The sequence below is a fragment of the uncultured Maribacter sp. genome, assembly GCF_963977385.1.
Lineage (GTDB): Bacteria > Bacteroidota > Bacteroidia > Flavobacteriales > Flavobacteriaceae > Maribacter.
Window position 1 is genome coordinate 80,602 of record NZ_CAXBOU010000019.1, and the last position, 20,707, is coordinate 101,308.

General features: G+C 33.5%; 24 protein-coding genes. 13 read left to right on the forward strand and 11 right to left on the reverse strand.

Features of this window, described 5'->3' with window-relative positions; all coding sequences use genetic code 11:
- Nucleotides 1-83: 83 nt before the first annotated feature.
- The 7 genes from AAC084_RS17790 (at nucleotide 84) to AAC084_RS17820 (ending at nucleotide 6,588) form a co-directional block, all read left to right on the forward strand.
- Nucleotides 84-647, forward strand: coding sequence for a sigma-70 family RNA polymerase sigma factor (locus AAC084_RS17790; protein ID WP_339841593.1), 564 nt, complete (start codon nucleotides 84-86; stop codon nucleotides 645-647).
- A complete protein-coding gene (locus tag AAC084_RS17795) occupies nucleotides 644-1,402 on the forward strand; it encodes an anti-sigma factor (RefSeq protein ID WP_339841594.1) in 759 nt (252 codons plus the stop codon). The genes AAC084_RS17790 and AAC084_RS17795 overlap by 4 nt, the downstream gene beginning before the upstream one ends.
- 73 nt (nucleotides 1,403-1,475) lie before the next feature.
- Nucleotides 1,476-1,679, forward strand: a complete 204-nt coding sequence (locus AAC084_RS17800; RefSeq protein WP_339841595.1) for a membrane or secreted protein — start codon at nucleotides 1,476-1,478, stop codon at nucleotides 1,677-1,679.
- Nucleotides 1,680-1,723: 44 nt separating this feature from the next.
- On the forward strand, nucleotides 1,724-2,281 hold the full coding sequence (locus tag AAC084_RS17805; protein WP_339841596.1) for a sigma-70 family RNA polymerase sigma factor: 558 nt from the start codon (nucleotides 1,724-1,726) through the stop codon (nucleotides 2,279-2,281).
- A gap of 109 nt (nucleotides 2,282-2,390) precedes the next feature.
- Complete coding sequence (gene lipA, locus AAC084_RS17810; RefSeq protein ID WP_339841597.1) at nucleotides 2,391-3,266, forward strand: lipoyl synthase; 876 nt, start codon at nucleotides 2,391-2,393, stop codon at nucleotides 3,264-3,266.
- Nucleotides 3,267-3,361: 95 nt separating this feature from the next.
- Complete coding sequence (gene gap, locus AAC084_RS17815) at nucleotides 3,362-4,372, forward strand: type I glyceraldehyde-3-phosphate dehydrogenase (RefSeq protein WP_339841598.1); 1,011 nt, start codon at nucleotides 3,362-3,364, stop codon at nucleotides 4,370-4,372.
- Nucleotides 4,369-6,588: an ATP-binding protein gene (locus tag AAC084_RS17820; RefSeq protein ID WP_339841599.1), complete on the forward strand. Its 2,220-nt coding sequence runs from the start codon at nucleotides 4,369-4,371 to the stop codon at nucleotides 6,586-6,588. Before gap ends, AAC084_RS17820 begins: the two co-directional genes overlap by 4 nt.
- Here AAC084_RS17820 and lpxK read toward each other — a convergent pair.
- Nucleotides 6,569-7,570 (reverse strand): tetraacyldisaccharide 4'-kinase, encoded by a 1,002-nt coding sequence (gene lpxK, locus AAC084_RS17825; protein ID WP_339841601.1) that lies wholly within the window; start codon nucleotides 7,568-7,570, stop codon nucleotides 6,569-6,571. The two genes, AAC084_RS17820 and lpxK, sit on opposite strands and share 20 nt — an antisense overlap.
- Before the next feature lie 50 nt (nucleotides 7,571-7,620).
- On the opposite strand from lpxK, the gene AAC084_RS17830 reads away from it, so the two are divergent.
- The 3 genes from AAC084_RS17830 to AAC084_RS17840 all read left to right on the forward strand — a co-directional run bounded on the left by AAC084_RS17830 (nucleotide 7,621) and on the right by AAC084_RS17840 (nucleotide 9,978).
- Nucleotides 7,621-8,715, forward strand: a complete 1,095-nt coding sequence (locus AAC084_RS17830; protein ID WP_339841625.1) for a Nif3-like dinuclear metal center hexameric protein — start codon at nucleotides 7,621-7,623, stop codon at nucleotides 8,713-8,715.
- Between the two features lies 1 nt (nucleotide 8,716).
- On the forward strand, nucleotides 8,717-9,496 hold the full coding sequence (locus AAC084_RS17835; RefSeq protein WP_339841602.1) for a C4-type zinc ribbon domain-containing protein: 780 nt from the start codon (nucleotides 8,717-8,719) through the stop codon (nucleotides 9,494-9,496).
- A gap of 68 nt (nucleotides 9,497-9,564) precedes the next feature.
- Nucleotides 9,565-9,978 carry a DUF4174 domain-containing protein gene (locus AAC084_RS17840; RefSeq protein WP_339841603.1) on the forward strand — a complete coding sequence of 138 codons (414 nt, stop codon included), beginning with the start codon at nucleotides 9,565-9,567 and terminating at the stop codon, nucleotides 9,976-9,978.
- Between the two features lie 4 nt (nucleotides 9,979-9,982).
- On the opposite strand, the gene AAC084_RS17845 is transcribed toward AAC084_RS17840, so the two are convergent.
- From AAC084_RS17845 to AAC084_RS17865, 5 genes are all read right to left on the reverse strand, one after another.
- Nucleotides 9,983-11,326 (reverse strand): NAD(P)/FAD-dependent oxidoreductase, encoded by a 1,344-nt coding sequence (locus AAC084_RS17845; protein WP_339841604.1) that lies wholly within the window; start codon nucleotides 11,324-11,326, stop codon nucleotides 9,983-9,985.
- A 353-nt stretch (nucleotides 11,327-11,679) separates the two neighbouring features.
- Nucleotides 11,680-12,228, reverse strand: a complete 549-nt coding sequence (locus AAC084_RS17850; RefSeq protein ID WP_339841605.1) for an ATP-dependent Clp protease proteolytic subunit — start codon at nucleotides 12,226-12,228, stop codon at nucleotides 11,680-11,682.
- Between the two features lie 118 nt (nucleotides 12,229-12,346).
- Nucleotides 12,347-13,180 (reverse strand): mechanosensitive ion channel domain-containing protein, encoded by an 834-nt coding sequence (locus AAC084_RS17855; RefSeq protein WP_339841606.1) that lies wholly within the window; start codon nucleotides 13,178-13,180, stop codon nucleotides 12,347-12,349.
- Between the two features lie 27 nt (nucleotides 13,181-13,207).
- On the reverse strand, nucleotides 13,208-13,393 hold the full coding sequence (locus AAC084_RS17860) for a hypothetical protein (protein ID WP_339841608.1): 186 nt from the start codon (nucleotides 13,391-13,393) through the stop codon (nucleotides 13,208-13,210).
- Complete coding sequence (locus AAC084_RS17865) at nucleotides 13,393-14,019, reverse strand: sigma-70 family RNA polymerase sigma factor (protein WP_339841610.1); 627 nt, start codon at nucleotides 14,017-14,019, stop codon at nucleotides 13,393-13,395. The genes AAC084_RS17860 and AAC084_RS17865 overlap by 1 nt, the downstream gene beginning before the upstream one ends.
- A gap of 78 nt (nucleotides 14,020-14,097) precedes the next feature.
- Here AAC084_RS17865 and AAC084_RS17870 point away from each other — a divergent pair, with 78 nt between their 5' ends.
- Both AAC084_RS17870 and AAC084_RS17875 read left to right on the forward strand, forming a co-directional pair.
- Nucleotides 14,098-14,778 carry a hypothetical protein gene (locus AAC084_RS17870; protein WP_339841611.1) on the forward strand — a complete coding sequence of 227 codons (681 nt, stop codon included), beginning with the start codon at nucleotides 14,098-14,100 and terminating at the stop codon, nucleotides 14,776-14,778.
- A 43-nt stretch (nucleotides 14,779-14,821) separates the two neighbouring features.
- A complete protein-coding gene (locus tag AAC084_RS17875; RefSeq protein WP_339841612.1) occupies nucleotides 14,822-15,991 on the forward strand; it encodes a hypothetical protein in 1,170 nt (389 codons plus the stop codon).
- 16 nt (nucleotides 15,992-16,007) lie between these two features.
- On the opposite strand, the gene AAC084_RS17880 is transcribed toward AAC084_RS17875, so the two are convergent.
- The 3 genes from AAC084_RS17880 to AAC084_RS17890 form a co-directional block, all read right to left on the reverse strand.
- Nucleotides 16,008-17,156, reverse strand: coding sequence for an MFS transporter (locus AAC084_RS17880; RefSeq protein ID WP_339841614.1), 1,149 nt, complete (start codon nucleotides 17,154-17,156; stop codon nucleotides 16,008-16,010).
- A gap of 107 nt (nucleotides 17,157-17,263) precedes the next feature.
- Nucleotides 17,264-18,532, reverse strand: a complete 1,269-nt coding sequence (gene kynU, locus AAC084_RS17885) for a kynureninase (protein ID WP_339841615.1) — start codon at nucleotides 18,530-18,532, stop codon at nucleotides 17,264-17,266.
- Between the two features lie 65 nt (nucleotides 18,533-18,597).
- A complete protein-coding gene (locus AAC084_RS17890) occupies nucleotides 18,598-19,068 on the reverse strand; it encodes a GNAT family N-acetyltransferase (RefSeq protein ID WP_339841616.1) in 471 nt (156 codons plus the stop codon).
- A 63-nt stretch (nucleotides 19,069-19,131) separates the two neighbouring features.
- On the opposite strand from AAC084_RS17890, the gene AAC084_RS17895 reads away from it, so the two are divergent.
- Nucleotides 19,132-19,773, forward strand: coding sequence for an O-methyltransferase (locus tag AAC084_RS17895; RefSeq protein ID WP_339841617.1), 642 nt, complete (start codon nucleotides 19,132-19,134; stop codon nucleotides 19,771-19,773).
- Here AAC084_RS17895 and AAC084_RS17900 read toward each other — a convergent pair.
- Together AAC084_RS17900 and AAC084_RS17905 are read right to left on the reverse strand one after the other, a co-directional pair.
- Nucleotides 19,736-20,311, reverse strand: coding sequence for a phosphatase PAP2 family protein (locus AAC084_RS17900; protein WP_339841619.1), 576 nt, complete (start codon nucleotides 20,309-20,311; stop codon nucleotides 19,736-19,738). The genes AAC084_RS17895 and AAC084_RS17900 overlap by 38 nt on opposite strands.
- An 11-nt stretch (nucleotides 20,312-20,322) precedes the next feature.
- Nucleotides 20,323-20,661: a twin-arginine translocase TatA/TatE family subunit gene (locus tag AAC084_RS17905; protein ID WP_339841620.1), complete on the reverse strand. Its 339-nt coding sequence runs from the start codon at nucleotides 20,659-20,661 to the stop codon at nucleotides 20,323-20,325.
- Between the last annotated feature and the right edge of the window lie 46 nt (nucleotides 20,662-20,707).

The following is a 20,707-nucleotide window of genomic DNA, read 5'->3' on the forward strand; positions in this document are numbered from 1 at the left end:
TTTATAATTTAGCGTTTGAACATATACGTTTCAATCTTAGTATTTGGATGTCCATTTAAAAAAATATGTACATCTTTTAAATTATGAGCACTCTATTAGAAAATCATATCGTTGAATTATTACAAGAGCGAAACGAAAAAGCGATTTCACTTCTGTATGATAATTATGCAGACACTCTATTAGGTGTCGCCAATAAAGTCGTACGTGACCCAGAATTGGCTCAAGATGTGGTTCAAGAATCTTTTGTAAAAATTTGGAAGAAGGCTGACACCTATGACCCTAAAAAAGCAAAACTGTTTACGTGGCTTTTTAGAATTACACGTAATACAGCAATTGATAAGTTAAGAAGTGTCAATACAAAGTCTGATAAGGAAATCCAAATAGATGTTTCTGACGTATATACTTTAGGCGTAGAAAGTACAAGGCCAGAGTTAATGGATGTAAGAGAGCACCTAAGCAAAATTGAAGATAAGTATCAGATTGTTTTAGAAGCGCTTTTCTTTCAAGGCATGACCCAACAGGAAGCAAGTGATGAGTTGGATATACCCTTAGGAACTATTAAATCTAGATTAAAAATAGGTTTGCGCGAATTAGGTAAAATCTATGGTCCTGCACTTATAGCCATGATCTTAAATATTGTATTATGAAAGACAAAATAAAAATTTTTCTAGATTCTGATTTATTAGAGCAATATCTATTAGGCGCTACTACCGATTTGGAAACTATGCAAGTTGAACGATATATCGCGATGTACCCAGAAGTGCGCGAAACATATATAGAATTACAGGATAATCTAGAGATTTTCGCTAAACAATATGCTATAGAAGCACCGCAAGGTTTAAAAGATAAGATTCATTCAAGAATTAAATCTGAACGAAGTGGAAGAAAAAGATTCATCAGCTATGCTATTGCAGCAAGTATTACTGCTATTATGTTTGCAGGGATTTCAACTTTTTTCTGGAATCAAAATCAGAATTTACAGGAAGAGAATAGTGTGGTTAGCAACAAGATAAAGTTGCTTGAAGAAAACATGAAAGAACAGTTGGAAGATGTGCGAAACCAATTTATTGTTTTAAACAACCCACAGACAAAAAAGTATAATGTAAAGGGAAATCAAAAAGCAAAAGATTTAAAAGCTGTTGCCTACATAAATCCTGTTAAGAAATTATCCTATATAAATGTGAGCAAACTACCTCACATTTCAGAAAGCCAATGTTTTCAAATGTGGGCAGAGGTTAACGGAAAAATGATTAACCTAGGTATCATTGAAGAAGCAGGTGATCAACAAAAACTAATGGCATTACCTTATGCCGAAAATGCTGTTGGTTATATCACAATCGAACAAAAAGGCGGCAATCATGCCCCAAATGTAGAAAATATAGTAGCGAATATAGCTTACTAATTTTTCAAACATAAAGTATTCTTAAAGCCCCTATTTTGGGGCTTTATTTTTTATCTTTGTTTAAAATTAGCTTATGAAACTATTATTTTTAACCATCGGTTTATTGGCATTGGCATTTGCAGGTATCGCAATTAAAATTTGGTCTAAGAAAGACGGTGAGTTTGCGGGAACCTGTGCAAGTCAGAGCCCCTTTTTGAATCAAGACGGACAAGCTTGCGGTATGTGCGGTAAATTACCTGCCGAACAAGATTGTAAGAAAGATGTAATTTCTGAATAAAATATATTCAATCTTATTGAATTTATTCAACTCAAAACCATTATTTGAATAACGTAGACAATTTAGAAGAAACAATACTCAAAGCGAAAGAAGGCAAGCAAATTGCTTTTAGTCGATTATTGGATATGTTTTGGAACGATGTTTATGGCTTTCAATTAAAACGTACTGAAAACGAGAATGACTCTGAAGATATTACCATACAAACATTCTCTAAAGCGTTTGACAAAATACATACCTACAATGATGATTATGTTTTTAAAACTTGGCTAATCACCATATCTAAAAACATTCATATTGACTTGGTTCGTAAACGCAAAAAAAGCCTGTTAGACTCTAGAAGCAGCGTAGAGGCAATTACCAGTGCATTAGATGTCACTCCTTCCATGGAAGATCAGTTGATTCAAGAACAAAATTTAGCTGATTTATTGAGGGATATCAAGAAATTAAAGCCTCATTATCAAACAGTCATAAATCTTAGATATTTCAATGAGTTGAGCTATGCAGATATTGCAGCTAAATTGAACGAACCTATGAACAGCGTTAAAGTAAAGCTACTTAGGGCTAAAAAATTACTTTCTGAAATTATCAAAGCTAGAAAGTAAACTCCTATTCAATATTCTCCTTTTTCACATTTTAAAAGCCAATTCTTTCAAAGACTATTCTACTTTAAAGACACTTTATTAGTTCGTATATTTGTATTAAAATATTAGCATGTCTACAGTCCTAAATGAAAATGTTGCTCCACCAAAAGGTAAACCGAAATGGCTTAGGGTAAAATTACCTACAGGTAAAAAATACACACAGTTAAGAGGGTTGGTCGATAAATATGACCTTCATACAATATGCACCAGTGGTAGTTGCCCAAATATGGGAGAATGCTGGGGCGAAGGAACTGCTACCTTCATGATTTTAGGAAACGTTTGTACTAGATCATGTGGTTTTTGTGGTGTAAAAACTGGTAGACCAGAAAATGTTGATTGGGCAGAACCTGAAAAAGTAGCTCGTTCTATAAAAATTATGGGCATTAAACATGCAGTTGTCACCTCTGTTGACAGAGATGACTTAAAAGACATGGGCTCCATTATTTGGGCAGAAACGGTAAAGGCCATTAGAAGAATGAACCCAACCACTACCCTAGAGACTTTAATTCCTGATTTTCAAGGTATTGAAAAGCATTTAGATAGAATTATAGAAGTGGCCCCAGAAGTTGTTTCACACAACATGGAAACAGTTAAAAGATTGACTAGGGAAGTGCGTATTCAGGCAAAATACGAGCGTAGTCTTGAGGTACTTAATTACTTAAAAAAACAAGGCATCAATAGAACCAAATCTGGAATCATGTTAGGTTTGGGTGAACATGAAGATGAAGTAATTACTACGTTGGCCGATTTAAGAAAAGTGAATGTCGATGTTGTAACTATTGGTCAATACCTTCAACCTTCAAAGAAACATTTACCTGTAAAAGAATTTATTACTCCAGAGCAATTTAAAAAATATGAGGATATAGGTCTAGAAATGGGATTTAGACATGTAGAAAGTGGTGCCTTGGTAAGATCATCCTACAAAGCGCATAAACACATTCTTTAATTCTTATTGTTAGCTATTAATATTCTTAGATATAATTCTGGAATCTATTGCTATTATTCTTTTTTAAAGTGATAACTAATATCCACAATTAACCAATGCAAAAAATAAATATTGGCATTAATGGTTTTGGAAGAATAGGTAGAACCCTATTCCGCCTCTTACAACAACAAGAACACTTAAATGTAGTTGCCATTAATGATTTAGCAGACACAAGAACGCTTTCTCATTTATTAAAATATGATAGTATACACGGTACATCACCTCATAATATTAGTCATGATGAAAAGCATATTATAGTTAATGACAAGCCAATTCTATTAACTAACGAAACTCATCCTTCTAAAATAAATTGGTCTGCTACTAATGTTGACTTAGTTGTAGAGTGTACTGGTAAGTTTAAAGACCGAGAAACATTGTCATTTCATATTACAAACGGGGCAAAAAAAGTTATTCTCTCAGTACCACCAAATGAAGATGATATAAAAATGATTGTCTTTGGTATTAACGAAAACACTTTGGATACTAACGATGACATCATATCAAACGCATCATGTACCACCAATAATGCTGCACCGATGATTAAGGTGATAAATGACCTATGCGGTATTGAACAAGCTTATATTACTACAATACATTCATATACCACCGATCAAAGTTTACATGATCAACCCCATCGAGATTTAAGAAGAGCACGTGCAGCATCTCAATCTATTGTACCTACAACAACAGGCGCAGCAAAAGCATTGACCAGAATATTTCCTGAACTAGCAGATTCTATTGGTGGTTGTGGCATTAGAGTGCCCGTACCCAATGGGTCTCTAACCGATATTACCCTAAATGTAAAAAGGACTACAACTATTGAGGAAATAAACGATACATTTGAAAAAGCATCGAAAAATCAGTTCAAAAATATATTGTGCTTCACCAATGATCCAATAGTTTCTATAGATATAAACAATAGTTGCTATTCTTGTACGTTTGATTCTTTAATGACCTCTGTAATAGGAAAAATGGTGAAAATTATTGGTTGGTACGATAACGAAACCGGTTATAGCAGTAGGATTATTGATTTGATTAACTACATGAACAGTAAAAATTATATTTGAACCTATTATTCTTAAATAAAGCAATTAAAATCCTAATAGTCCCCATTTTCATTCTGGCGACTATCACTTGCGTATTTCCACAAGATTCAGTTAGCCAAAATGATATTCAATCGTATTTTGACCAAGCTAGAAAATTCAAGAATCAAGATAAAATAGATTTAGCGTTAGAAACCCTAAATACAGCCGCTAATGAAGCTGAAAAAAATGAAGATATCAAAGCACTAATTGATAGTCTACATGAGCTGGCGTTACTTTACTTAAAAATAGACAAAGAAGGGGATACTGAATTCTATTGGGATCGTGCCAGTGTTTTATTAAAAGACGTCGCCTACCCTTACGGAGATGCAATGCATAAATATATTGAAGCGATTCTCTTGCATCGAAGTAATCGAAATTTTCAATCGCTATTCATGCTTAATGAGGCTAAACAACTCAATAATGATAGAAATTTCTATAATAATCTATTGTTAACTGAGGCTAAGGTTTATATCAGTTTAGAAAAATTTGATAGTGCTACGAAAAATTTAAATTCCCTTATTGTAAATACCGATATTCATGAGAAAGAATATTTGACGACTCAAGCATATTTAACTCTTGCTGAGCTAAATTTAAAAACCGACAATTTAACAGAGTCTGCTAAGAACGGAGAAAATGCATTAGCCGTAGCTCAAACAAATGGCTTTTTAGAAGATATAAAATTAGCAAACGCACTTTTAACAATAGTATATGAAGAGCTAGGTTTGTATCAAAAATCTTTAGTGAACAGTCAAAATCTTGTACAATTAAAAGACTCTATTTTCAATATTGAAAAGAACAAGATTGAAGCTAAAACTGCCGATAAGATAAAAGATGATTTTAAGACTGAACAAATAGCACTATTAGATAAAAAAATTGAGGAACTAACAGAATCACAAAATAGATCTGAACTTACAGCCATTTTAGCGTCTGCCTTTTTAATTATCATCTCACTTTTGGCAGTTACTTTATATCGTAACAACCAAATCAAATTAAAAACCAACGACTTACTTCAAACCAAAAACAAAGAACTGCAAATAGCAAGAGATGGCGCAGTGCAAGCTATGGAAGCAAAGACAAATTTTCTTTCTACTGTTAGCCATGAACTTAGAACACCATTATATGCCGTGACAGGCCTTACCCACCTACTTTTGGAGGAAGACCCGCATGAACATCAAAAAGAACATTTAAAGGCTTTAAAATTTTCTGGTGATTATTTATTGAACTTTATTAATGATATACTTCATATTAATAAAATTGATGCCAATAAATTAGAACCCCTTAATATGGAACTTAACCTTTATAAGGTTATTAATGAAGTAATAAATTCATTGGCACAAAGTGCCAAGTCTAACCATACTAAATTGACCTTAGAGTATGATGCAGAAATACCTGGCCATTTATTAAGTGACCCATTGAAACTTTCTCAAATTTTCATGAACCTGATCGGTAATTCTATCAAGTTCACCAAAGGTGGCGAAGTAAAGGTTATCACCAAACTACTAAATAAAGTTGACGATGATGTAACTATCTATTTTGAAGTAAGTGATAACGGTATTGGAATATCAAAAGAAAAGCAAAAAAGCATTTTTGAAGGATTTGAACAAGGTTCTATTCAAATAAACCGTGAATATGGAGGAACTGGTTTAGGACTTACAATTGTAAAAAGTCTTTTAGGATTGTTCAATAGCAAAATAGAACTCGATAGCACTTTAGGAAAAGGAAGTTCTTTCTTTTTTGAAATTGAAATGAAAAGTCTAGATAATATTCCAGAAGATTTTTCTTTTGAAATTACTCCGCGTGATTACGATTTTAAAAACCTTCACCTCTTGATTGTTGAGGATAATAAAATCAATCAAGTTATTACTAAAAAGATGCTATCTAAAAAAGAAATGACCAGCGACATCGCAAACAATGGTCATGAAGCTATAGCCTTAGCTCAAGAAAACGTATATGATGCCATTCTAATGGATATACATATGCCTGGCATTAGTGGCGAAGAGGCTACCATTGAAATCAGAAAGTTCAATCAAGACACACCAATCATTGCATTAACTGCTATTTCACTAGATGATAGTTTAGAAAGTTTTTATGCCGCTGGTTGTAATGATGTGGTTACCAAACCTTTTAAACCAGCTGTGTTCTATCAAAAAATAGGCGAGAATATCTTTGATAAAAAACCTAAGAATTCGCTGTCATAAATTGATGTAATTCGGCATCAAATATTTCTTTATCATCCCCCATAAATTGGTGAGATACTTCAATATAATATAACTGTGTAAGTCTAGATTTCAACCGAACATAATCTTTTTCAGTAGTAAGAATACATTCTTTTTCCTTTAATAAAGCAAATTCCTGTTCAGTAAAAAAATGATGATCATTAAACTTCATATGATCAAAGGTGAGTCCTTCTTCCAATAAAAATTTCTCTAATGGATCCGGGTTGGCAATACCGGTCACCAACGTCACCTTTTTATTCTTCAGATGAGCGAGGTTTATATTAATTCCCTTCAATTCCTTATTATATTCCAAATAGCTAAATAGTACTTTTTGATGTTCGTTGGGTTTGATTTTATCCCTTATCTTGCTTCTTTCTGTTACCGATAAATTCTTAGGGCATTTTGTAACCACTATAGTATTTGCTCTACGAGCTTCACCTTTCGTATCTCTTAAATCACCTGTTGGCAAGTACCAATCATTTATAAAGAGATTATCGTAGGCAGTTAGTAGAACCGAATAGTCAGGCTTTACTTTTCTATGCTGAAAAGCATCATCTAATAGAATTACATCTGGTCTCACCTTCTGTTCTAATTGTGCGATACCATTTCTTCTATCGGAATCTACTGCAACCTCAACCTTTGGAAACTTAGACTTTAATTGAAACGGTTCATCCCCTAAATTCTCTACATTAGTATTAATGTTGGCAAGTAAAAAACCTTTTGATCTTCTCTTATATCCCCTACTTAAAATTGCTATTTGATAATTTTCTTGAAGTGACCTTACTAGCAGCTCAATCATTGGAGTTTTACCAGTTCCTCCTACACTTAAATTACCAACACAGATTGTTTTGGTTTGAAAAGATTTAGAAGTAAATATTCCTAAATCATAACAACGGTTTCGCAAAAACACTATAAAACCGTATACTAAAGAAATAGGAAAAAGAAGTTTTCGTAACACCTGCATCAGTACGAAATTATAATAATTTATCTTTGAATACCTTATTTTTCAATAAAATGACCATAAACACCATAACACAGATCCTAGAGGACTTTGCTCCATTAGGCTATGCAGAAGATTTTGATAACGTCGGGTTACTTGTTGGTGACTCATCTACCCAATTAACAGGTATTTTAGTCACATTAGACACTTTAGAAAATGTTGTTGATGAAGCCATTGCAAAAAAGTGTAATCTAATCGTTAGTTTCCACCCTATCATTTTTGGCGGACTAAAGAAAATTACGGGCAGAAATTATGTAGAACGTGTGGTTATAAAAGCTATTCAAAACAATATTGCAATATATTCTATGCATACTGCTCTTGACAATGTAGGGCATGGTGTCAATGGCAAAATTTGTGAGGTATTGGGTATTACTGAAACGAAAATATTAATACCTCAAAAGAACACTTTAAAGAAATTAACGACCTACATACCCATCGCTAATGTTGAAGAAGTTAAAAAAGCTCTTTTTAATGCTGGTGCAGGTGAAATTGGAAATTATTCGAACTGTAGTTTTTCTACTGAAGGCAAAGGAACATATAAAGCAAATGACAAAGCCAACCCAGTAATGGGTACTGTTGGAGAAACGCATACGGAAAAAGAGATAATGTTAACTTGTGTTTTTGACAAGAACACTGAACATGCTATTATTAAAAGTTTAATCGCTACTCACCCATATGAAGAAGTAGCGTATGACATTCAAACCTTAGACAATACCAACCAATATATTGGTATGGGCATGATCGGTGAATTAAAAAAAGAGGTGACAGAAACTGAGTTTTTAAATCATTTAAAGCTAAAAATGAACACTTCAGTGGTTAGACATTCTAAATTATTGGATAAGCCTATTAAAAAAGTTGCAGTTTTGGGTGGTAGTGGCGCTTTTGCCATTGGAGCAGCAAAAGCAGCGGGAGCGGATGTTTTTATTACTGCAGACATTAAATATCATCAATTTTACAAGGCTGAAAACCAAATGGTTTTGGCAGATATAGGACACTTTGAAACTGAGCAGTTTACAAAAAACCTTTTAGTTGATTATCTTACGAAAAAAATTCCTAATTTTGCAATCCATTTATCGGAAAGTATAACAAATCCCATCAATTATTTTTAATATGGCAAAAAAAGAAGATTCCTCTGTAGAAGCAAAGTTAAGAGCATTATATGATTTGCAATTAATTGATTCTAGAGTTGATGAAATAAGGAATGTTCGTGGTGAACTACCTTTAGAAGTAGAAGATTTGGAAGATGAAGTCCTTGGCCTAAAAACGAGAATGGACAAACTTAAATCTGATCTAGAAAATATAAATTTCGAAATCGGTGCTAAGAAAAATCTTATTGAAGAAGCAAAGACTCTAATTAAAAAATACGGCGAGCAACAAAAAAATGTTCGTAACAGTAGAGAATTCAATTCAATTAGTAAAGAATTGGAATTCCAAGAATTGGAAATTCAATTGGCTGATAAGAATATTAAAGAATTCAAAGCTCAAATTGACCAGAAGAAAGCGGTTATTTCAGAAACGAAAGAACGTTTATCTGAACGTGATGCTCACTTGAAGCACAAGAAAAGCGAATTAAATGCTATTCTTGCTGAAACTGAAAAAGAAGAAAAAGCGTTGTTACAAGAATCAATCAAGTTTCAAGATAAAATTGAAGAGCGTTTGGTTAAGGCATATGCACGTATTCGTAATAATGTTAAGAATGGTTTGGCTGTTGTGCCAATTGAAAGAGGTGCTTCAGGTGGTTCTTTCTTTACTATTCCACCACAAGTACAAGTTGAAATCGCTTCTAGAAAGAAAATTATTACTGATGAACACAGTGGTCGTATTTTAGTTGATCCTACATTGGCTGAAGAAGAAAGCGAGAAAATGCATAAAATGTTTGCTAAATTATAGTAACATTAAAGTGATAAGTAAAAAAGCCATCTTTTATTAGATGGCTTTTTTTGTTTAAATTCATACTAATGAATGTTTTAAAAACAGTCTTATTACTTTTTATAATGCAAGGTTCCTCCTTAACTGCTCAACAATTATCGGACTACAGGTGGAAAAATAGAATTCTGATTCTTTCGGATAATCAAATTGATTCTATCCATACCAAAGCTGCATTGAAAATTTTACGTAACCATTCTAAAGAAATAAAAGAAAGGGACCTTATCCTTTTTTTGTACAAGGATGGTAAATTCTACAACACAGACAGAAAAGAAATACCCTTAAAGAAAGCAAATAGCATCACTAAAAATTTGAACGGATATGTGTTAGTCGGAAAAGATAGCAGTATTAAATCAAGCCAACCTTACCCATTACGACTAGAGGAAGTTTTTACACTTATTGATGGTATGCCCATGCGAAAATCAGAAATAAAATCCGACAACTAACATACTAGTCAATTAAATCTAACATCAATTTTTCAACTGTTGCACTTTTCCATTCTTTTTCTATATTCGGTAATTTCATAACCTCTTTCATAATATCTTCTTGCATATCGCCTGCAGCTAAGGCTTCTGCATAAGGTCGTTCAGAAAATGTAACTCTACTATATGCAGGTATCCATTTATCAGGATGTTTTGCTGAAAAATGTTTCTCTATTTTCTTTTGAAGTAAAAAATTGGCATCTGCAGTTTTACTACTCATTTCTACAAAGTTTCGGTAACTCAATTCTGCAATAGCATCGGCATTAGGTTTACGTCTTTGTTGATAGGTATTAAAGATCTTTTCCCAATCATCTCCGAATTCTTTAATAATCTCGTCTAACACAAAAATATCTTCAAACCCAGCATTCATACCTTGACCGTAAAAAGGTACCACAGCATGCGCCGAATCACCTACCAGGGCCACTTTATCCCAATAGGTCCAAGGATAACATTTCATGGTTACCATTGCACTCGTCGGATTCTTAAAGAAGTCTTCTGTCAGATTCTCAATTTCATTCTTTACATTAGGAAAATAGGTGCTAAAAAAATGAACTGCATCATTTTTGGTTTTAATACTGTCAAACGAAATTTCACCTTCGAACGGCATGAATAAGGTACATGTAAAACTACCATCTAAATTGGGCATAGCTATAAACATAAACTTCCCTCTTGGCCAAATATGAAAAGAATTTTTATTCAATTTATGTGTGCCATCACTATTCGCAGGAATAGTCAATTCCTTATACCCCACATCTATAAAATCTTGTGAATAATCAAAACGACTACGGCGCTGCATCTTATGACGTACTCTTGAAAAGGCGCCGTCACAACCAAATATTAAATCAAATGGGTATTCTTTCCATTCTCCTTTTTCACTATCCCCTGTATACACTTTCGCTTCCGGTAAATCAACATCCCACACCTTTTCTTCAAAACGGAATTCTACTCCGTTCTTTTCGGCCAAATCTATCATTCGCTTATTAAGTACACCTCGAGATATCGACCAAATTGCCTCCCCATCTTTACCATACTTTTGAAAATACTCAGGTTTACCCACAACATGCATAGCACGTTTATCTAATGGAATGGCTATTTTTTTTATTTCTTCCTCAATACCAACAGCTTTTAAGGCATTCCACCCTCTATTGCTCATTGCAAGATTTATAGATCTACCAGAAAATTCAACATTTCGAATATCAGGTCGTCTATCAAAAACTGTAATTTGATGTCCGTACCTCTTCAAATAAATAGCAAGTAAAGAACCTACTAATCCTGAGCCAATGATGGCTATATTTTTTTTACTTTGGGTCATGAAATAGGCTTTACGCCAACATTAATTGAATGTTAAAAGTAGCAAATTATGCCCTATTTCCACTATTCCTACTACAAACTAAACAAATCATTTTTTCAATCCTAAATTATTACTGTTTACGTTATTTGTATTTTTAATACACAAAATTAAAAATTTGAAACATTTTAATACAATTCATCTGGGTAATATGCCTAGTAGAGAAAGTGCTCATTTAATTAATAGTTGCACAGGTTATAAGTCTGCAAATCTTTTGGGCAGAAAGAGCAAAGCTATAATCCATAAATCTTCAACCATAAAAAAAGTCCTTTACTACATTTAGTAAAGGACTTTTTAAATTATCTGTATTTAGATATTTATTCCATTATTCCGTCAACTATACCATATTTTATTGACTCTTCTGCATTCATCCAATAATCTCTATCGAAATCTTTTAAAACCTTATCGAAATCTTGACCACAGTTATCTGCTAATATCTGTGCGCTAAGCTCTTTAGTTTTAATAATTTCTCTAGCCTGAATTTCTATATTTGAAGCTTGACCTCTTGCACCACCACTAGGCTGGTGAATCATTACTTGAGCATGTGGCTGAATGAATCTTCTACCTTTTTTACCAACTGATAATAAAATAGAACCCATTGATGCTGCCAAACCAGTACAAATCGTAGAAACCGGACTTTTTAAAGATTTTATGGTATCGTACATGGCAAAACCAGAAGTAACATAACCCCCAGGACTATTTATATAAAGTTGAATTTCTTTACTGTTCTGCATATCTAGATATAATAACCTATCAATTACATGTTTTGCAGAATCGTCATCAACCATACCCCATAGGAATACTTTTCTTTCCTCCAGCATTTTCTCATCTATGGCTTCCTGAATTTTTCCTTTTTTAGCACTCATATTTTAAGTTTAATTATCTCTAACAAAATTAATGAATTAATTCATAAACGAATGCGGCATAGGACCTCCGAATTCAAATCCTATTTCACCATTCATAAATGAAAACGAAATTTATGCTTCACAATTGTTCTTCAACTACAACCGTTTTCTCAACAACCTTTTTTATAGGTATGACAACCTTGCCATTCTTAGTTTTAAGTATCATAGATATGTTATCTATACCAACAACAGTACCTTCTAATTTTCCTATTTTAACCTTATCTCCTACTACATAAATCTTTCGCGAATAGAATGACCTTAATAAATCACCCACTACTTCTCTAGCTCCTAAACCAAATGCTAATGCTATTGCTAATAAGAAAGCTCCAAGTATTATCGTGAAATTATTGGTGATGATTTGAGTATCGACTCCTGCTTGGTTTAAAGCCGTTATACTTACAAAAATAATTATCAGATAAAACAATGCATTCCCTAAAGCCTTACCACCGCCCATACCGATTGAATCGAAGACCTTAACAATCATTTCCTTAATCATTTTAGCCAAATACAGACCAATCATAAAAATAATAAGCGCTGAAAGTAAAATTGGTAAATAACGTAATAGGTTAGCTATTTCTGTTGATATAATAGACAGACCCATTATATCAGATGCAACAATGATAAATACCAACCATAGCAATACCTTAATAAAAGTGACAATTACTTTTGGTAAATCTATTTTGATATCTGCCTCACCAAAAAGCTTAGCCTCATTAATTTTTTCAGAAAAACGATCTAATTGAATCGCCTTAAAAATTCGTTTTAAGATGAATGTGGTTATTTTAATAATAATCCATCCAAATATCAGAACCACAAATGCACCGAATATACCAGGCAGTGCAGCTGCAATATCTTTGAATATAGTGCTTAAAGATTCAAAGGTTAGTTCTTTCCACTTATCAACTGTTTCCATGAATATAGTTTTACTTCTAATTATAATTTATTTAGTTTTCGTTTTCATCATGCCTTCTATAACTGAGGCAAAATTACCCGTAAACAGATTGGTTAATTCCATAATCAACTTTGCCGTAGCAATATCATCCATAACTTTTTTCCGTAGTTCAGGAGGAACATCTTTAAGATCCCCTTCTAAATTTTTAAATGGATTATTGTTCTGTTCTGACATTACGGTATGGTTTTATACATTTCCACAACTTTGGCTTTAGCCCTCTTAAGTCTCATTTTAATGGCACTTGATTTAATCTCTAAAACATCTTCTAATTCTTTTATTGAAGCGCCATCTTGATATTTTAATAATAAAAGTGATTTATCTTCTGGCGCTATAAGCTCTAAAGCTTTTTTAAGTTTATCTACTTGCATTTGCAACAATAGATTATCGGTAACATCTACTGGTACTTCTTCTTGTGAATCAAATTTTACTGAATTATCATTAATCTTTCTTTCCTTATTTCTATTTACATAATTGACGCAAAAATTATAAGTGAAAGAATATAACCATGTTGAGAATTTAGATGTTCCTTTAAAAGATCCTAATTTAACGTATAGCATCAAAAAAATATCTTGAGTCAAATCTTCAGCCTCTTTATTAGATTTAGCAAACCCCAAGCATTTGTTATAGACCAATTTCGAATATCGATCATAGAGCTCCCCAAACAATAAAGCATCCTTATTAGTGACAATTTGCTCTATCAGTTCAATATCGGTATATCTATCATCAACCGTATTAGAAGAAGAACTCTGGTTGAATTCGCTTCCAATTATTATAAAACATAGCTTTTTTAGAAATGTCACTATTGTGTTTTGTTTACAAAAAATAAAAGTAGGTTAAAGATACTGTAATTGATATATTTGATTCAAAATGTACTGAAAATGAAAAAACTAATTATCCTTTCCATAGTAATATCAAGTATAATTACAAGTTGCAAAACCGACAATAAAAAAACGAAAATTGAAGAAGCCGAAGATACGGAATTGACAGTTCTTGAAAAAATCGCGAATGCAAACGGTTTTGAGAACTGGAAAGATGTCTCTAGTATAAAATTTACATTTAATGTTGATCGCGATGCTGAACACTTCGAACGTACCTGGTTATGGAAAACAGGTTCGAACGATGTTACTATGATGACTAGACAAGATACCATCAACTATAACAGAAAAGCGGTAGATAGCACTATGATTGCTACAGATGGCGGATTTGTAAATGATAAATTCTGGCTGTTAGCTCCTTACCAATTGGTTTGGGACCAAAAAGGTTTTACCTATGAACATACAGAAAATGTAGAGGCCCCTATCAGTAAAACTCCTATGCACAAATTAACTACTGTTTACGCAAATGATGGTGGCTATACACCTGGCGATGCTTATGATTATTATTTTGGCGATAATTATATCATTAAAGAATGGGCATATAGAAAAGAAAATCAAGAAGAGCCTAACATGGTTACTAGTTGGGAAGACTATAAAAACTTAAAAGGTTTAAAAATCAGCATGATGCACAAAAGACCCGATGCAGATTTTTCACTTTTCTTTACAGGTGTTGAAGTGAAGTAATGCGGTATAGTGTTTGATAATTTCAATAAACATCAAATACCCAATGAAACTTCAGTTTTTTATTATTTTCCTGTTTTCCACTCTTGTTTATTCTCAAAATGAATTAAGTGGTATTGTCGTAGATAATGCAGACAAATCTCCATTAGAATTCGTTGGTCTTTACAACAAGACCGACCACACGATGACCAATGCTGACGGGCGTTTTCAGTTTTCATCATCTTTAAACTCCGTGACTATTTACAGGGTTGGCTATGATAAACTACGTACCACATTTCAAAAAGTAGGCGATACTATCTACCTCAACAAAAGTGTATTAGAGTTAAATGAGGTCACCGTTACCAATGAAAAAACACTATGGCAAAAAATAGGGGATTCCGTAAGCTCCAACTACCCTATTTATCCATACAAAGAGAAGTTTTTGCTTAGAGGTGTTTTACGGTATAATGGTAAAATTACCAGAATACAAGATATACAGGGAAAACTAGAAAGAAAAACACTTCTTTATACTCAAGATATTAACCCTGATGATAAAGATTTTAAAGTTGAAATGACCAACATGCGTAAAGTTGGTCTTGTAAAAGATGAAAATGAAGTCTATTTTATTTTTGATTCATTTTACGGTTTGTTCATGAACCTAATACCAGTAAATGCTACTGGAGATGATTTTGATCTGACCGAATCTACTTTCGATAATGGTAAAAAAATCAACATAAATTTTCAATCCAAACCCTCAATTGAAAATGAGGATTTTTCGGGTCATTATATTATAAATACAGACAACTATGCGATGGAACGGTTTAAAATGTCCGTTGAATTTAAAAATAAGCCTTTTCAGGAAAGTGGTAAAAAAATAAGATTTAGAACGGTATCATTTGAGAAAGAAATATCGCTCTCCAAAACTTCTAATACAGGTAAATACTATATAGCCTCAGCAAAATATGATGTTAAAGTTGAATTGACAGATGAGGATAAGTCATTTACCTCTTTCTACGATATATCTTTTATTTTAACCACTTCAGACAACGAAGGCGATTTTGATGTCAAGAAAAACGTTAGCACCTCTAAAGACTTATTTAAAATAAATCATCCTTATGATCAGAGTTACTGGAACGCTCAAAACCAATTATTGTTAACTGAAGAAATGTTAGATTTTATTGAAAAAGTGCAAGACCCAAACAACGAGTTTAGGGTGAGAAGTAATATCAAAAAATAACATCAGACAAATTCGCTTATGCTTTTTTCTTTTTCAATAAAAGAGTGAAAAACAGTATTAAGAATCCGCAGGCTAGGAGCACCACAAAACTTCGCGTAAGACTGTATTTTTCGGCTAAAAATCCTAAAATAGGCGGTGCACACAAAAAACCCGCATAACCAGAACCAGCTATAAAAGCTATTCCCTTTGAGGAATCTATACCTTTCACATTTCCCCCTATTCTAAAAACTTCCGGCACCATTACTGAAAAACCTAGTCCATTTAGAGCAAAACCTATAATACTTAAATAAATATCTGTAGTCAGTACCAATGCATAGCCTACAATTGCCAAAATAGCGCCTAATGTTACAATTTTTATGGAGCCTATTTTATCACTAATTCCATCACCTAAAAAACGACCCAAGGTCATGGTCACTTGAAATCCTAAAAAGCCTAATCCCCATAAAGCTTCAGGTGCCAGAGCAATTTCCTTTAAATAAAGTCCGCTCCAATCTACAATAGCTCCTTCACTACCCATGGCAACAAATGAAATAAGACCTAATAGTAAAAGTGGTTTTAGCAATCCAAAACTAAACGGCTCGTTTTCTATTTCTTCGGCTATTTCATAAATATACTTCCTCCTGAATATGAAATTGACCACAAGAACCAATAAAACTGCAATTGACATATGTAGCACAGGATTCGATAACGGACCAATTAAAAAACTTCCCAAACCTGCTAAAACTCCGCCCAGGCTAAAAAAACCGTGAGAGGCTGCCATAAACTTCACCTTGTCCTTTTTCTCAATTTCGGTCACCAAAGTATTCATAGATATATCGGTGATACCATTCGATGCACCGAATAAAAATAAGGCAATCATCAATACATAATAATTTGTAGCCAATAATGGCAACATGGCTGTGGCACAACTTAGTAGTACTCCATAAAAAGAAGTTTTACCTACCCCAACCCTATTTATTATCGATGATGCAAATGGAAAAATAGAGAATACGCCCAAAGCCAGAAAAAAAATGGCAATTCCTAATTCCGATTTACTAATATCCAACGCCTCTTTAACGCTAGGTATATAAATCGCCCACGTACCAAAAAGTATATTTATACTGGCAAAAACCCAAGAGGGTCCGAAATATCTGGCGTTACCTAATATTAGCTTTAATGATTTCATTTACCGTTGGTTGTTGGTTGTTGGTTGTTGGTTGTTGGTTGTTGGTTGTTGAAAAATAATATTACATTGTTAATTTATAAAACTCAAAACTGGTCTTTGATAACTGGTTAATTCGCAAGAACACCTGCTTTCAAAATTTGACCGAATCGATACATATCTTCATAAGACGAATAAAATGGTGAAGGTGCCAAACGTATTACATTTGGCTCACGCCAATCGGTAACTACACCATTTTCCATTAAGTAATTAAACAAAGGCTTTCCTTGTCCGTGCAAAAACACAGATAATTGACAACCTCTTTCTTTAGGTGTAATTATTTCAAAAGAACTATCGACCTCTTTATCAATCTCATGAAGAATAAATTCTAAATAGGAAACAATTTTAGTTCTCTTTTCAATCAATTTATCCATACCAACTTCTTCAAACATCGTCAACGATGCTAAATATGGTGCAACTGACAATATAGGCACGTTACTAATTTGCCAAGCATCAGCATTCTCCATTGGCTCAAACTCAGGTTTCATAAGAAATCGAGTTTCTTTTTTAGTTCCCCACCAGCCTTCAAATCTTTGAATATCTTTTTTATTCAGGTGTCTTTTGTTAACGAATATACCTGATGCATTACCAGGACCACTATTCATATATTTATAGCTACACCATGAAGCAAAATCAGCATCCCAATCATGTAATTTTAATTCTACATTACCCACAGCATGGGCCAAGTCCCACCCTACGTTAGCCCCAACAGCTTTGCCAGCTTTGGTTATATTTTTCATATCCATTACCTGACCATTGTAATAATTTACTCCGCCTATTAAAACCAGTGCCAATTCATCGCCAAGTTCTTCTATTTTTTCAAGTATATCTTCTGTTCTCCAATGATGCTCCCCATCACGTTTTTTTAACTCAACGATGGTCTCATCAGGGTCTAAGTCATGAAAACGCACTTGACTCTGAAACATATATTGATCACTAGGGAAAGCCTTTTCCTCACAAAGAATTTTGAATCGAGTTTTTGTAGGTCTATAGAAAGAAACCATCAATAAGTGAAGATTTACTGTCAAAGTATTCATCACCGAAACTTCTTCTGGTAATGCACCTACAACCTTTGCTAATGGTTCCGCTAGACGTTCATGATAATCCCACCAAGGTTTTTCAGCATAAAAATGACCTTCCACAGCAAGTTCTGCCCAATCTTTCATAACCTCATCTATAAAACCTTTGGTACGTTTTGGTTGAAGCCCTAAAGAATTTCCTGTAAAATATATAACCTCTTTCCCTTTTATTTTAGGGAATATAAATTCATCTCTATACTTTCGTAAGTCGTCTTGAGCATCTAACGATTGTGCATACTCAAGCGTATTTTTAAATTCCATAACTATTTTTATATAAAAGTAACTATAAGCTCATAACCTTATGAGCCCTTATGAATAAATGCTTGCTACGATTTAGTTCGTAGTCGCATTTCAACCATATGATTTTTAAACCCTACTTTTTCATAGGCGCGAATGGCTGGCTCATTTTCAGTATATACATGTAACCTGATTTCTGTTAACCCAACTGAACTGGCCCATTCTTGCAACCCACTAACAATTTTACCATTTATACCCCTACCTCTATAGTCTGGATCTGTATACATAAATCCTAAATAAGCAAAAGTCTCATGATCTAAATATGGGCGAGCTGATTTTTCAAGAGCATAACCCGTAGCTACAATTTTCGCCCCTTCACAGGCTACCAATACTATTGCCTGCGGATTCGACATTAAAGCATCTAAATCATAATAGGTAACATCGCTATTCCTAATCGTAGGGTCGAAAGGTCGTTCTGCCTTAACAACTTCTTGTTCATATTGTAACAATACTGGTAAATCTTCCTGTACAGCTTCTCTAATTCTAATTTCATTATTCATATCCTACTTATTTAGACGGCATTAAATTAAGGCTTAAAACCTTATTTTTGCAAAAAGAAACGTATGCATTTTATATCGCCACTTTTAGAAAATTATTTGGCCGATAATTCGCAAGAAGAACCTAAGCTATTACAAGATCTAACTCGTGAGACTCATTTAAAAGTAATTCAACCACGCATGCTCACAGGGCATTTTCAAGGCCGAGTTCTTAGTCTATTGTCTAAGATTATCAACCCTACTTATATTCTTGAAATAGGTACCTATACCGGCTATTCCGCTTTATGCCTTGCGGAAGGATTACGAAAAGATGGAGAACTGCACACCATCGACGTAAATGCAGAATTAAAACAAATTCAAAGAACGTATTTTGACCGTAGCGATTATGGCACCCAAATTATTCAGCATGTAGGTAATGCCTTAGATATTATACCTGAACTTGACATTACTTTCGACCTCATATTTATTGATGCTGAAAAAAAACAATATGATAAATATTTAGAAAAAGTATTACCTAAAACAAAATCGGGCACAATTATACTTTCTGATAATGTTTTATGGTCTGGTAAAGTTGTCGAGCCATTAGACCCAAAGGATACTACAACAAAGGTATTATTAGATTATAATAAAAAACTCAGTGAACATCCGCTTTTAGAGACGGTACTACTACCTATACGTGATGGCTTGACTTTAAGTAGGGTAAAATAAGCAACCCATACAATTTATAAAACATCCAAGCAGAAAATACCCCTACCAAAGCACCTATGATTATGTCGATAGGAAAATGTACCCCAACGTAAACTCTACTCATGGCAAATAGAAAAGGCCATATATAAAATAGGTACACCCATTTAAAGCGATGCCTTAAAAATAGGACAACCAAAGTGATGACAGAAAATGACGATGAAGCATGACCAGAAAAGAAACTAAACCCAGACGGACTTCTTAAAATACGAATCAAGGTATTTATTTCTTCATCATTATTTGGCCTTAAACGAGCTACTACGTTCTTGGTCAAATCTGTTAACGTGCCTACGAAGATGACCATGATTAAAAGAGTCAAAATCATAAACAATGCTTCACGCTTTTTGAATTTTATAAAAAAAAGGGAGATAATAAGTATGAAAAGAGGAATCCAAGGTGGAAACTTAGTAACTGTTGACCAAAATAAATCGTACTGCTCTATACCAAGACTGTTAAGATAGACAAAGGCCTCACGATCCCATTGTAAAATCTTATCTAGCATAATAGAATAGGTTACTTTCTCTTAATAGCACCAGTTACATCGCTGATATTCTTGCTTACATCACTTATTTGCTTCTTAACATCTTTTGCCAAGCCAGAACCAACATCTTTTTTCATGTCATCGATATCTTTCTTGATATCTGTCACAAAACTGGTATCAATACCCTGCTTGTCAGCGCTTTTTTGAATTTCTTGTTTAATATCTTCGGTAGCGTCCTTTAATTGGCGCATACCTTTACCTAACCCCTTGGCAATACCAGGAATTTTGTCGGCACCAAAAACCATCACTACGATAAACATAATGAAGAAAATTTCTGCGCCACTTATAAATAATGAATACATCGCAATCATACTACAAATATAAACAAGTTTAGTATCGAAATTAAAAAAGCCCCGT

Coding starts and splice junctions, on each gene's coding strand:
- AAC084_RS17790 (WP_339841593.1), top strand. CDS start 84: ATGAGCACTCTATTAGAAAATCATATCGTTGAATTATTACAAGAGCGA.
- AAC084_RS17795 (WP_339841594.1), top strand. CDS start 644: ATGAAAGACAAAATAAAAATTTTTCTAGATTCTGATTTATTAGAGCAA.
- AAC084_RS17800 (WP_339841595.1), top strand. CDS start 1,476: ATGAAACTATTATTTTTAACCATCGGTTTATTGGCATTGGCATTTGCA.
- lipA (WP_339841597.1), top strand. CDS start 2,391: ATGTCTACAGTCCTAAATGAAAATGTTGCTCCACCAAAAGGTAAACCG.
- gap (WP_339841598.1), top strand. CDS start 3,362: ATGCAAAAAATAAATATTGGCATTAATGGTTTTGGAAGAATAGGTAGA.
- lpxK (WP_339841601.1), bottom strand. CDS start 7,570: ATGCAGGTGTTACGAAAACTTCTTTTTCCTATTTCTTTAGTATACGGT.
- AAC084_RS17830 (WP_339841625.1), top strand. CDS start 7,621: ATGACCATAAACACCATAACACAGATCCTAGAGGACTTTGCTCCATTA.
- AAC084_RS17835 (WP_339841602.1), top strand. CDS start 8,717: ATGGCAAAAAAAGAAGATTCCTCTGTAGAAGCAAAGTTAAGAGCATTA.
- AAC084_RS17840 (WP_339841603.1), top strand. CDS start 9,565: ATGAATGTTTTAAAAACAGTCTTATTACTTTTTATAATGCAAGGTTCC.
- AAC084_RS17845 (WP_339841604.1), bottom strand. CDS start 11,326: ATGACCCAAAGTAAAAAAAATATAGCCATCATTGGCTCAGGATTAGTA.
- AAC084_RS17850 (WP_339841605.1), bottom strand. CDS start 12,228: ATGAGTGCTAAAAAAGGAAAAATTCAGGAAGCCATAGATGAGAAAATG.
- AAC084_RS17855 (WP_339841606.1), bottom strand. CDS start 13,180: ATGGAAACAGTTGATAAGTGGAAAGAACTAACCTTTGAATCTTTAAGC.
- AAC084_RS17860 (WP_339841608.1), bottom strand. CDS start 13,393: ATGTCAGAACAGAACAATAATCCATTTAAAAATTTAGAAGGGGATCTT.
- AAC084_RS17870 (WP_339841611.1), top strand. CDS start 14,098: ATGAAAAAACTAATTATCCTTTCCATAGTAATATCAAGTATAATTACA.
- AAC084_RS17875 (WP_339841612.1), top strand. CDS start 14,822: ATGAAACTTCAGTTTTTTATTATTTTCCTGTTTTCCACTCTTGTTTAT.
- AAC084_RS17880 (WP_339841614.1), bottom strand. CDS start 17,156: ATGAAATCATTAAAGCTAATATTAGGTAACGCCAGATATTTCGGACCC.
- kynU (WP_339841615.1), bottom strand. CDS start 18,532: ATGGAATTTAAAAATACGCTTGAGTATGCACAATCGTTAGATGCTCAA.
- AAC084_RS17890 (WP_339841616.1), bottom strand. CDS start 19,068: ATGAATAATGAAATTAGAATTAGAGAAGCTGTACAGGAAGATTTACCA.
- AAC084_RS17895 (WP_339841617.1), top strand. CDS start 19,132: ATGCATTTTATATCGCCACTTTTAGAAAATTATTTGGCCGATAATTCG.
- AAC084_RS17900 (WP_339841619.1), bottom strand. CDS start 20,311: ATGCTAGATAAGATTTTACAATGGGATCGTGAGGCCTTTGTCTATCTT.
- AAC084_RS17905 (WP_339841620.1), bottom strand. CDS start 20,661: ATGATTGCGATGTATTCATTATTTATAAGTGGCGCAGAAATTTTCTTC.